Annotated in this window: 7 protein-coding genes; 5 read left to right on the top strand and 2 right to left on the bottom strand. The window is 56.6% G+C overall.

Annotated features, from left to right (window positions below; genetic code table 11):
* Window positions 1–25 precede the first annotated feature (25 nt).
* The 5 genes from AC0JZ1_RS14055 to AC0JZ1_RS14035 all read left to right on the top strand — a co-directional run bounded on the left by AC0JZ1_RS14055 (window position 26) and on the right by AC0JZ1_RS14035 (window position 7,461).
* Window positions 26–1,819: an acyl-CoA dehydrogenase C-terminal domain-containing protein gene (locus AC0JZ1_RS14055; protein WP_471882964.1), complete on the top strand. Its 1,794-nt coding sequence runs from the start codon at window positions 26–28 to the stop codon at window positions 1,817–1,819.
* Window positions 1,820–1,946: 127 nt separating this feature from the next.
* The gene (locus AC0JZ1_RS14050; protein WP_471882963.1) at window positions 1,947–3,155 is read left to right on the top strand and encodes an acetyl-CoA C-acetyltransferase; all 1,209 of its coding nucleotides are present in this window, start codon (window positions 1,947–1,949) and stop codon (window positions 3,153–3,155) included.
* A 15-nt stretch (window positions 3,156–3,170) separates the two neighbouring features.
* A complete protein-coding gene (locus tag AC0JZ1_RS14045) occupies window positions 3,171–5,384 on the top strand; it encodes a 3-hydroxyacyl-CoA dehydrogenase NAD-binding domain-containing protein (protein WP_471882962.1) in 2,214 nt (737 codons plus the stop codon).
* 259 nt (window positions 5,385–5,643) lie between these two features.
* The gene (locus AC0JZ1_RS14040; RefSeq protein ID WP_471882961.1) at window positions 5,644–6,138 is read left to right on the top strand and encodes a histidine kinase; all 495 of its coding nucleotides are present in this window, start codon (window positions 5,644–5,646) and stop codon (window positions 6,136–6,138) included.
* A 174-nt stretch (window positions 6,139–6,312) separates the two neighbouring features.
* A complete protein-coding gene (locus AC0JZ1_RS14035) occupies window positions 6,313–7,461 on the top strand; it encodes a sensor histidine kinase (protein WP_471882960.1) in 1,149 nt (382 codons plus the stop codon).
* Window positions 7,462–7,503: 42 nt separating this feature from the next.
* On the opposite strand, the gene AC0JZ1_RS14030 is transcribed toward AC0JZ1_RS14035, so the two are convergent.
* Window positions 7,504–8,715, bottom strand: a complete 1,212-nt coding sequence (locus tag AC0JZ1_RS14030; RefSeq protein WP_471882959.1) for an OpgC family protein — start codon at window positions 8,713–8,715, stop codon at window positions 7,504–7,506.
* A 209-nt stretch (window positions 8,716–8,924) separates the two neighbouring features.
* On the bottom strand, window positions 8,925–12,428 hold the full coding sequence (locus AC0JZ1_RS14025; protein ID WP_471882958.1) for a PAS domain-containing hybrid sensor histidine kinase/response regulator: 3,504 nt from the start codon (window positions 12,426–12,428) through the stop codon (window positions 8,925–8,927).
* Between the last annotated feature and the right edge of the window lie 60 nt (window positions 12,429–12,488).

The following is a 12,488-nucleotide window of genomic DNA, read 5'->3' as shown; positions in this document are numbered from 1 at the left end:
CGCTGATTTTGGAGGAGTTCGCGAGATGCCTGTTTATAAGGCCCCGGTTGCAGATACCCTGTTCGTTCTGAAGGATGTGCTTGGGATCGAGCGCTACAACAATCTTCCCGGTTTTGGCGATGCCACGCCCGAAATGATTGAGGCAATCGCATCCGAGGCTGCGCGCCTTTCGGAAGAAGTGCTGTTTCCGGTCAATTATTCCGGCGATCAGGAAGGCTGCGTGCGTGCGGACGACGGGTCTGTCAAGACCCCGCGGGGCTTCAAGCAGGCCTATGACGCCTATTGCGAAGGCGGCTGGATTGGCTTGGCCGTGCCGGAAGAGTTCGGCGGTCAGGGCCTGCCCTACACATTGCATGCGGCGGTTGGCGAATATACTTCAGCCGCCAACATGTCCCTGATGATGTATCCGGGCCTCACGCAGGGCGCGATTGCCGCGATCCTCGTTCACGGCAGCCAGGAGCAGAAAGAGACCTATCTGCCAAAGATGGTGGAGGGCAAATGGTCCGGCACCATGAACCTGACAGAGCCACATTGCGGGACCGATCTGGGCCTGTTGCGCACCAAGGCCGTGCCGAATGGCGACGGTACCTACAAGATTTCCGGCCAGAAGATCTTCATCTCGGCTGGCGAACACGACATGACGGACAATATCGTCCATCTGGTTCTCGCGCGCATTGAAGGTGCGCCGGCAGGCACCAAGGGTATTTCGCTGTTCATCGTGCCGAAGTTCCTGGTGAATGAGGATGGTTCGGTTGGCGAGCGCAACAAGGTTGTTTGCGGCGCTATCGAGCACAAGATGGGCATTCATGGTAACGCCACCTGCGTCATGAACTATGACGAAGCGACCGGCTATCTCATCGGCACGGAGAACAAGGGCCTCAACGCCATGTTCGTGATGATGAACGAGGCCCGCCTCGGCGTCGGTCTTCAAGGTCTTGCCATCTCCGAAATCGCCTATCAGAACGCCGTGGCTTACGCGAAGGATCGCATTCAAGGCCGCGCGCTTTCTGGCCCAAAACAACCGGAAAAGGCTGCCGATCCAATCATCGTGCACCCGGATATCCGCCGCACGTTGATGACGATCAAGTCCTTCAACGAAGCGGGCCGTGCCTTCATGCTGTGGACCGCGCTGAAATCCGACGTGGCACATCGTTCCAGCGATGAAGCCGAGCGGCAGGCGGCGGACGATCTTCTGGGTCTGGCAACGCCAATTCTCAAGGGCGTGCTGACCGACAAGGGCTTCGACCATGCGGTGATGGCGCAGCAGGTTTATGGCGGCCACGGATATATCGAAGAATGGGGCATGAGCCAGTATGTGCGTGATGCCCGCATTGCCATGATCTATGAGGGTGCCAATGGCATTCAGGCGCTCGATCTTGTCGGTCGCAAGCTGGCGCTGAACGGTGGCCGTGCCGTGATGGCAGCTTTCAAGGAAATCGGCGATTTCTGCGAAGAAAATCGCGCTGACGAGCAGATGGCACCTTACACCAAGGCGCTGAAGAAGGGCCTGAACGATCTTCAGGCCTCCACCATGTGGTTCATGCAGAATGCCATGGCAAAGCCGGATAATGCCGGTGCCGGTTCCACCGATTACATGCATCTCTTCGGTCTGGTCATGCTTGGCTATATGTGGGCGAAGATGGCAAAATCGGCGCAGCAATTGCTGGCCGAGGGCGATGAGCGGGCGGACTTCCTCAACACCAAGCTGGCGACGGCGCGTTTCTACATGGACAAGATCATGCCGGAAACGGCGCTGCGCAAAACCCGCATCGAAGCCGGTGCCGATACGCTGATGGAACTTGCTGCCGAAGCATTCTAAGTTGCAATCTGAATCAATGGCCTCCCTTGGCTTGGCTTAAGGGAGGCCCACGCATGGCGTTCAGCCTGCTCCAGACGGGGCGTCGTACCGGATATTCAGGCGCTTTTGCGCCCAAGGGAGAGAGATAATGACCGAAGTCTATATCTATGACCACGTGCGCACGCCACGCGGTCGCGGCAAGAAGGATGGCAGCCTGCATGAAGTGCCGTCTGTTCGCCTTGCTGCCAAGACATTGGAAGCCATTCGCGACCGTAATGGCCTTGATACGGCGAACGTCGATGACATCATCATGGGCTGCGTCGATCCGGTGATGGATTCCGGTGCCGTTATCCCGAAGGCCGCGGCCTTCGAGGCGGGTTATTCCACCAAGGCTCCGGGCATGCAGATTTCGAGGTTCTGCGCATCGGGTCTGGATGCCGTGAATTTCGGTGCGGGCAAGATCGTGGCCGGTTCGGACGAGATCGTCATCGCTGGCGGTGTGGAAAGCATGTCCCGCGTTGGCATGGGCATGTCCGGCGGTGCCTGGTACATGGACCCTTCCGTCAACTTCCCCGGCTATTTCATGCCGCAGGGTGTTTCCGCTGACCTGATTGCCACAAAGTATGGCTTTAGCCGCGATGACGTGGATGCCTATGCGGTGGAAAGCCAGAAGCGGGCTGCAAATGCCTGGGAAAAGGGCTACTTCAAGAACTCGGTCATTCCGGTGAAGGATCAAAATGGCCTGACCATTCTCGATCGCGACGAGCATATGCGCCCTGGCACGGACATGCAGGCGCTTGCCTCCCTTAACCCGAGCTTCCAGATGCCGGGTGAAATGGGCGGCTTCGAAGCTGTCGGCATTCAGGCTCATCCTGAAATCGAGCGGATCAATTATGTGCACCATGCCGGTAACTCCTCCGGTATCGTGGATGGCGCAGCCGCCGTTCTCCTGGGCTCGAAGGCTGGTGGTGAGACCATGGGCCTGAAACCTCGCGCCCGCATTCGCGCCTTCACCAATATCGGCTCCGACCCGGCGCTGATGCTGACCGGCCCGGTGGATGTCACAGAAAAGCTTCTGAAGAAGACTGGTATGTCCATCTCGGATATCGACCTCTTCGAACTCAACGAAGCCTTCGCTGCGGTAGTACTGCGGTACTGCCAGGCATTCGAGATTTCGCCGGATATCATGAACGTCAATGGCGGCGCGATTGCCATGGGCCATCCACTCGGTGCCACGGGTGCCATGATCCTCGGCACGGTGCTCGATGAGCTGGAGCGCCGGGATTTGAACACTGCGCTGGTGACCCTCTGCATTGGTGCAGGCATGGGTACGGCGACTGTGATTGAGCGCGTCTGATCGGGAGGAATGACAATGACTTACAAGAATTTCACCGTTGAGACAGATGCAGACGGCATTGCTCTCGTTACCTGGGATATGCCCGAAAAGAGCATGAATGTTTTCACCGTCGAGGTGATGGACGAGATTGATGCCATTGTGGATGCCGTCGTGAAGGACGAGGCGGTCAAGGGCGTCGTCTTTACCTCCGGCAAGTCAACCTTTTCCGGCGGTGCGGATCTGACAATGATCCGCGGCATGTTCCAGCTTTTGCATGAAGAGCAGGAAAAGAGCCCTGAAACGGCGATGCAGAAGCTCTTCGACGTGGCAGGCCGCATGACCTGGCTGTGGCGCAAAATCGAAACCTGCGGCAAGCCGTGGGTGTCCGCCATCAATGGCGTTTGTATGGGCGGCGCGCTGGAACTCTCCCTTGCCTGCCATGGTCGCGTGGCGTCCAATGCGAAATCGGTGAAGCTCGCTTTGCCTGAAGTGAAGGTCGGCATCTTCCCCGGCGCTGGCGGCACGCAGCGTGTGGCGCGTCTGGCCAATACGCAGGACGCGTTGCAGATGATGACCACAGGGCAAACTTTGACGCCGCAGCGCGCCAAGGCCATGAATCTCGTTCATCAGGTAGTCGAGCCAGACCAGCTGATTACTGCTGCCAAGCAGATGATCAAGGACGGGTTGAAGCCGGTCGCGCCATGGGATGAAAAGGGCTTCAAGGTACCGGGCGGCGGCATCTGGACGCCTGCTTCCGCACAGCTTTGGCCAGCGGCCCCGGCAATCCTGCGCCGTGAGACGGCAGGCAATTATCCGGGTGCTCTCGCCATCCTGAAATGCGTTTACGAAGGTCTACAAGTTCCGTTCGATACGGGCCTCAAGATCGAGCAGCGCTATTTCACGCAAATTCTGCGCTCCACCGAAGCCTTCTCGATGATCCGCTCACTGTTCATTTCCATGCAGGAACTGGGCAAGGGCGCGCGCCGCCCAGCGGGACCGGAAAAGAAGAAGCTTTCCAAGATCGGTGTCGTCGGCGCGGGTTTCATGGGTGCTTCCATCGCCTACGTTTCTGCTGCTGCGGGCATTGCAGTTTCGTTGATCGATCGCGATGAAGAAGCTGCTGCCAAGGGCAAGGCGCATTCTGAAAAGCTGGTGGCTGATCAGGTGGGCAAGGGCCGCATGAGCAAGGAAGACGGCGAAAAGCTTCTGTCGCTGATAACGCCAACGGCGGATTACACCACGCTATCCGATGTTCCGCTGGTCATCGAGGCAGTCTTCGAAGACCGTCAGGTCAAGAAAGATGTGATCGAGAAGGTTGAGGCCATTCTGCCGGAAACGGCAATTTTCGCCTCCAACACATCGACATTACCAATCACAGGTCTCGCGAAGAACTCCAAGCGTCCAAAGCAGTTCATCGGTGTTCACTTCTTCTCGCCGGTCGAGAAGATGATGCTGACGGAAGTTATTCTGGGCGAGGAAACGGGTGACGAGGCTTTGGCCGCGGCGCTGGATTATGTCGGCCAGATCAAGAAGACGCCTATCGTGGTGAACGATACACGCGGCTTCTACGTCAACCGCTGCGTCTTCCGTTACATCAATGAAGCCTATGACATGCTGGCGGAAGGTGTTCCGGCTGTCATGATCGAAAATGCCGCCAAGATGGCTGGCATGCCAGTTGGTCCGCTTTCGTTGAATGATGAAGTGGCAGTCGATCTTTCCCAGAAGATCATGAAGGCCTCCATTGCCGATCTCGGCGAAGCCTCGGTGAAGCCGGAGCACATGACGCTCATCAACAAGATGGTCGATGAACTGGATCGCCGTGGCCGCAAGAATGGCAAGGGCTTCTACGAATATCCTGCAAAGCCCGCCAAGAAGTTCCTCTGGCCGGGCCTCAAGGATCTCTACCCCCAGAAGCACGCATCCGAAGTGGATGTGAATGTGCTGAAGCAGCGCCTTCTCGTAACCATTGCCCTGGAAGCAGCCCGCACCATGGAAGAGGGGATTGTGACCGATCCACGCGAGGCGGATGTCGGCTCGATCCTCGGCTTCGGTTTTGCGCCCTATACCGGCGGTACGCTGTCCTACATCGACGGCATGGGTGTGAAGACCTTCGTGGAGCTTTGCGAAAAGCTGGCGGCACGCTATGGCGACCATTTCCAGCCGACACCGCTTTTGAAGGACATGGCGGCCAAGGGCGAGACCTTCTACACGCGCTTTAACCCCTATGGGGCAGAGCAGAAGGCCGCTTGATACGGTATTTCCTTCGCAGTTCAGACAATAGGCTCCTTCGGGGGCCTATTTTTTTGCCAGTTGTTCATCTGGAATATTACTTCCGATTCACAAATAAAGTGATTGAGAGTTATATTATAGTTTTTCAGAAATTGATGGAATGAGTGCCGTTAATCCTGGAGACAGGATTTGTATTGTACGGCTACTAAGATAATGACATTCTGATTCATTTAGAGATTGTCATTTATCTAGGGCCACTGTTCTACGAAGGATATTTTCCGTGAAGAAGCTTTTTGCCGCCGCTGCTATGGCAGCTTTTATGTTTCCTGCTGTCTCTTTTGCCAAGACACTCTCATTCCCTAGCGACAAGCCCGTCGCCTCGATCACAATACCCGATAGCTGGGGTCCGGAAGAGACGGATACAGGTATTCAAGCGACGTCCGATGATGAAGCCATTTATATCTCGGTTGATGTTGCCAATGCGGAAGATGCCGGTAAAGCAGTCGATGAAGCCATCAAGTTTCTCGACAAGAATGGCGTAAAGGTAGACGAGGCATCGCAGAAGCAGAGCGAAAATGCCATCAATGGTATGAAGATGACGAACTTCGAGTGGTCCGGCAAGGACAACGATGGTGACGTCAGCATTGCTCTGACAGTCTTGTCTCCCTCGCCAGACAAGATTCTGCTGGTTACCTATTGGGGAACGAAGAGTGAGCAGGAAAAGCACACGCAAACTCTGATCGAAATCATTTCGTCGCTGAAGCCTGCGAAATAACGCGGCTCCGACGTGTTAGTCATCCACCCTTCGCCGTCTCCTCGGCGGAGGGCAAGTCTGTCACAGAATTGAATATTTTTGACCGTGATGGACAGCTAATATCGTGGTGTCCTAGCGACAACCGGTTGGAAGATGAGGTAAGTGAGCGCAGGGGGCGGACAATAAGGAAACTGGATGAATAAAGCGGACAGGCACTATGCCTCCAACGTCGGTAACATGACGGAGGGCGCGTCTTCACCTGCAAGTGTGAAGCGCAGCTTCAGTCTTGTTAACTTATTGCCTCGGTTGCCTGCCTTCCGCTTCACGCTCTCACCTGCCAACCGTCAAGAAATCCTGGTAACCTACGCACTGTCGCTTGCTGTGGAAGCGCTTGCCATCGTCGTGCGCTTTCTTGTCGATCCTTATCTGCCGCCTGGCTTTCCTTATCTCACCTTTTTTCCTGCGGTGATTTTGACCGGTTTTATTTTTGGCATGGGACCGGCACTCTTGAATGCGATCATATCGGCAGTGGTTGCCTGGTATTGGTTTATTCCGCCTGGTCTCAGCTTTACGCTCAATGCGCAATCAGCAACGGCACTTGCTTTCTTTTTCGTTGTCGTCGCAATTGACCTCGGCCTGTTGAGATTGCTCTTCACCGCCTATGCACAGCAGGCCAAGGCGCAAGAGGATCTGACACGGCATCTTCAATTGCAGCAGCTGGTGTCAGAGGAGGTTGACCACCGCCTGAAGAACCTGCTCGCAACCACAAGCGGTCTCATTTCGCTCTCGCAACGCCACGCAAGCACGCCACAGGAGCTAGGAACGCAGCTCCGCCAACGTATCCAGGCCATGGGCCATTCCATCGCGCTTCTCAGAGGCTCCCTGCATGGCGGCAGTGCCACGATGCAGGCTACAATCCTGTCATCGCTGGAGCCCCTTGGAATAACGCTTGGGGACAGGCTAAGCTTCAAGGGGCCAGCGCTGGAACTCAACGGTTCCTCCATCATCTCGCTCAGCCTCATCTTGCACGAGCTCGGCACGAACGCCTTCAAATATGGAGCACTGTCTCGCGAGAGCGGGCGCATTCGCATTGCATGGCAGGTGTTTGAGCAGGATGATGACAACAGTGGTGAGGCTGAACCGACACGATGGGTGAAGTTGAACTGGGAGGAACGGGATGGTCCGCCTGTCGAGCCGCCTTCTGTCACCGGCTTCGGCACAGAATTGGTGAGGCGTCTCGCAAAAAGCTACGGTAGCGATTGCCAGCTCGATTATCAGCGGCAAGGCCTTTCAGTCACGCTTGTTATGCTGGCGAATACAATTCTGGTTTCCGAAAAAGCATAACGGCGCCCAAGGGAGGCGCCGTTTGAGATCAATACCAAGCTTTTAGGCCTTCTTAACAGCTGGAACCTTCATGGCATCCGGTGTCTGGCCAAGCGGCAGCCATTTCTCGCGCTCGCGCCACAGTGCGGGCAGTGCCAGTAGACCGATGCAGCAGGCGGCGATCGCGGTCTTGGTCAATTGCGACAGTTCCGGTGTGCGGCCATCGAGATAGTAGACGCCGTAGACGATGGCGACGTGCCATACGTATACATAGAGCGAGTGACGGCCGAGCAGCTGCAGGAATTTCAGCGATAGGACCCAGATGATGGCGTTGCCGATACGCTGTACCCAGAGCGACTTGTGCTTTGGACCCGCGATGACCAGCCAGGTAATCAGGGTTGCCGCTGCGACGAAGTTGATGAGATAGACCGGCCCGAAATCCGCGCGAATTTCCATCGTCGCGAACTTGCCCACCAGTTCGGCTGGCATCATGCCATGCGCGGTCAGGATGCGTAGCGGCAGGAAGAAGGCGCAGACAAGTACGCAGATCGTAGGGATGAACGTATTCTTTGCAGAGAAGATGCCTGTCCAGTTGATCTTGTTGAGCGAGGTCATCGCACCCAGCACGAGGCCGGAATAAAACACGATCTGCCAGCCGAGAAGGTTGAACGAGGCGCGAATGCCCTGATCGTCAGGACGCATGAAGAAATTGTTCAAAGGTTCGGTCACGAGCTTCTGGAGGCCCAGCTGACCGGCCATCCAGAGCACCAGCGACCCGGCCATGACATGCGCCCACTTGCCATCGATCACCAGCTTCACCAGCATCGGCGCGAAGATCATATAGACGATGTATTGCGGCAGGATATCCATGAAGGTCGGCTGGAACACAAAGCTCGCAATCGCCGCCAGACGGATCGGATCGTCGAATGTTGTGTAACCGAGCCAGTTGTACCAAATGTAATAGGCACCCGGCAGCACCATTTGCGCGGCCAGAACGCAGATGACGATCGCCATTGCGTAACGATAAAGCTCGAAGGCGCGTGAATAGATAGCATTGCGGCCGAACTCATAGCCATTCTTCGCCATCTTGCGCACATAGACCATGCCGATCAGCAGGCCGGACAAAAACACAAAGCCCTGCGCGTCTTCAACGAAAGCCAACTGGTTGTGGTTGATATTGACCAGCCAGTAGCCACCGGCAAAGACAAGGTGATTGATCAGCATGAAAACGAGGAAATAACCTCGCATACCATCAATGAGGTCATAGCGTTTCATCGGTCGCGTTCTCCTTGGGCGGATCTTGAACCTAAGGGTCAGCGATCCGATGGGCCTCTTCGGGCAGGATGATCGGGCATCAAAGCAGTTTAGGTTGTACTGAACACCGCTCTAAACGCGCACTCCACGGAGGGGTTCCGCGCGTTCAGCCTCTATTGTGATTTGAACATTGTCACAAGCGTGTCATGAACCGTGAATGAATGCGATATTCACTCAGCTGCGGCACGACGCAAGCCAGCGACCTGCGTGATATAGGCGCGGAGGGCAGCGGGCTTAACCGGCTTGTGCTGGAGGCCAAGCCCGTATTTTTCAGCTTCTGCCCGGGTTTCCGGGGTTCTATCGGCGGTGATCACAAGGCCGGGTAGGGGAGAACCTGCAAGCGAGCGAGCCGTCAAAATCGCATCGATTCCACTGCCCACATCCAGGTGATAATCCGCGATCACGATATCGGGAACAGGCTCGCCACTGCTGAGAAGGGTGGAAAGTTGATCGATGGAGCTTGCGGTCGAGACGCTGCATCCCCAGCCGGTCAGCAAAAGCTTCATGCCTTCCAGAATGGAGGTTTCGTTGTCGATGCACAGCACGCGAAGGCCAGATAGGGGTTGAGGATGGGCGCGAGTGGCACGTGCGCTGGAGGCGGGCGCAGACGCGCTCTTTTCACGCGGCAAGCGAACACGGAAAATCGTTCCGCGACCGGGTGTCGATGTCAGTTCGACCGGATGCGCCAACACGCGCGAGATGCGGTCCACGATGGAAAGACCAAGACCGAGACCGGTCGCGGTTCGCGCTCCTTCATCCAGCCTTGTGAACTCCTTGAACACCGATTTGAATTTGGAGGAGGGGATGCCGATGCCGGAATCCAGCACTTCTATCACAACATCCTTGCCCCGCCTGCGCGCACCCACCAGCACCTTGCCGCTGATCGTGTATTTGATCGCGTTGGATACCAGATTTTGCACCAGACGCCGAAGCAGGTTCGCATCGGTTCGCACCGAGAGCGTGGTTGGCAAAACTTTGAACTTGAGGTTCTTCTCCCGCGCAATCGGCGCAAAATCCGTTTCGATGCGCTGGAAGAGTTCGCCAAGTGGAACGGTGCTGAAACGCGGTTTCATGGCTCCGGTATCCAGACGCGAAATATCGAGAACTGCGCCCAAAATGCTTTCCACCGATTCGAGTGCGGAATCGATATTATGGACGAGTTGGCTGTTGTCGGATTCGCCCAGGCGCTCAACCAGCGAAGACGAATAGAGCCTCGCTGCATTGAGCGGCTGGAGGATATCGTGACCGGCTGCGGCGAAGAAGCGGGTCTTGCCAATATTGGCTTCATCGGCTGCGGCGCGGGCCTCGGCCAGTGCGCGGTTCACCCGCGTGAGTTCCGATGTACGCTCTTCCACCCGCTGTTCCAGCGTTTCATTGGCCTGCTTCAGAGCTTCTGCAGCGGCCATGCGCTCCGTCATGTCGGTGAAGGTCGCGACGATGCCTTGATCCGGCATGGCATTGGAGCGAATTTCAATAACCCGTTCACCGTTGCGTAAAACCAGCGAGAAGGGGGTGTCGAAGGTTTTGATCCGCGCCATCATGAGGGCGGAATCCTCTTGCGAAATGACGCCTCGCTCAGCCAGAAGATCGATGATGTCGCGCAGCGGATAGCCAACTTGCCCTACCTGTTCGGGAAGGTCGAGCAGGTTGCGGAAGCGCCGGTTCCAGATGGCGAGGCGATCGGAACTATCGAAGACGGCAACCCCCTGGTCCATCTGCGAAAGAGCCGTTTGCAGGATATCCTGATTGTAAAGCAGCGCCTCACTGGCCTGGTCCAGAAGCCAGGCTGTATCGGAACTGGCATCCTCCACCTTTTGCAGGATGAGCGAGAGGACGAGCCTTGCGGAGGATGAGCCGATGGCGCTGCCCAGCAATTGTTCTGAAAAGTGGATGAGCGCCATATCTGCCGCCGCATCGTCGGTCAGGCGCCGCCCGGCGGTGCGCTCATAATTGGCGAAGGATCGGCGCATCCGCTCCTCGCCGAGATAGCGTGCGATTGCTGCCTTGAGGTCGCCAACGCTGACGCGGGTTTTCCAGCCCTTCGTTGCAAATTGCGAGCGCGATTGGCGCTTGACGAAAATACCTGCCTGTATGCGTTCAACTGGTCTTGGATTGCGAGACAGCGATCCGATGACAAAGCCCGCGCAATTGACGATGAGGCTGAGAAGGACGCCATTGACCAGCGGGTCTGCCTGAGGGCCGGAAAAAATGCTTGTGCCGGGAAACAGGAAATCGAGAATGGTGGAGGCAAGGGCCGAATTGTTCGGCCCGCCAAGGCTTGGCAAAAAGAGCAGATAGGCCCAGACGATGAGACCGAGAGCCATGCCCGCAATGGCACCGCGCGCATTGGCCCGTCGCCACATCAGCCCGCCCAGCATGCAAGGGGCAATCTGTGCCGTTGCCGCAAACGCCAAAAGGCCGATGGAAGCAAGTCCGGTTTCGCTATCGCCAGCACGATAATAGGCATAGCCGAGAAGAAGCACGGCGAAGATGGCCGTGCGGCGGATGCGCAGGAGGTTCTTGACGAAGGAGGCTCGGTCATCTCTCGACGTCATCAGCTTGCGACGCAGGAAAATCGGCATCACGATATCGTTCGAGATCATGATGGACAGCGCGACCGATTCCACGATCACCATGGCGGTGGCGGCGGAAAATCCGCCGATAAAGCTGATCAGCGAAATGAAGGGCAGGTTTTGGCTCAAGGGCAATTGCAGGACATAAAGGTCCATATTGCCGCCACCTGAAAAGGTGATGAGGCCACCCATGGCCACAGGCAGAACAAAGATGTTGATGGCGATGAGATAAAGCGGAAAGAGCCACGTCGCACGCTTCAGTTCGCCCGCTGTGCGGTTCTCGACCACCATGACATGAAACTGCCGGGGCAGCATCAGAATGGCGAAGGCCGAAAGACCAATCAACAACAGCCAGCGGGAAACCGGCGTTTGATAATCAAGCGCTGAGTGAACGAGAGGGCTTGCCGAGGCCTTTTGCCATAAATCGGCAGGACCATCGAAAATGACGAAGAGAACTGTCAGGCCTATCGTCAGGAAAGCGATGAGCTTCACCAGCGATTCCATGGCAACCGCCAGCGTCAACCCGTCCTGGTGTTCAGTGGCATCCGCATGGCGGGTGCCGAACATGACAGCGAAGACAGCCATGAGGAGCGTGACGATCAAGGCAAGGTCTATGAAGTAGAGGTTGCCACTGCCCAGGCCAAATGCCGAGGGATCGACCATGGCCGTGACGGAACTGGAAACGGCCCTGAGTTGAAGGGCAATGTAAGGAATGGCTCCGATCAGCGAAATAACCGAGACCAGCAGCGCCACGCCAGAATTCTTGCCGTAGCGGGCGGCGATGAAATCCGCCACGGATGTCAGCTTTTCAGCCTTTGCCAGTTCCACGATCCGGCGGATGAGCGGCATAAGGAATATGAAGGCGAGGATGGGGCCGATATAGATGCCGGTAAATTCCAGCCCCTTATGCGCAGCAAGGCCCACACCGCCGAAATAGGTCCAGGATGTGCAGTAAACCCCAAGGCTCAGCGCATAGACGGCAGGTCTGCCAATTTTAGGCACGCCGAATTTCCGTGCCCTGCGATCACCATAGCTGGCAACGGCAAAGAGCAGGAGAATATAGCCGCAAGCGGACAGCAATATCATCCAGCCAGGCAGCATCGAACCTCCGTCTAAGGGTGAGCCTCACCCTGGACATGCGCCCAATCGCATGACGAAGGG

This window comes from Affinirhizobium capsici (assembly GCF_977018625.1).
This window is presented reverse-complemented; position numbering and strand designations above follow the sequence as displayed.

Coding starts and splice junctions, on each gene's coding strand:
- AC0JZ1_RS14055 (WP_471882964.1), top strand. CDS start 26: ATGCCTGTTTATAAGGCCCCGGTTGCAGATACCCTGTTCGTTCTGAAG.
- AC0JZ1_RS14050 (WP_471882963.1), top strand. CDS start 1,947: ATGACCGAAGTCTATATCTATGACCACGTGCGCACGCCACGCGGTCGC.
- AC0JZ1_RS14045 (WP_471882962.1), top strand. CDS start 3,171: ATGACTTACAAGAATTTCACCGTTGAGACAGATGCAGACGGCATTGCT.
- AC0JZ1_RS14035 (WP_471882960.1), top strand. CDS start 6,313: ATGAATAAAGCGGACAGGCACTATGCCTCCAACGTCGGTAACATGACG.
- AC0JZ1_RS14030 (WP_471882959.1), bottom strand. CDS start 8,715: ATGAAACGCTATGACCTCATTGATGGTATGCGAGGTTATTTCCTCGTT.
- AC0JZ1_RS14025 (WP_471882958.1), bottom strand. CDS start 12,428: ATGCTGCCTGGCTGGATGATATTGCTGTCCGCTTGCGGCTATATTCTC.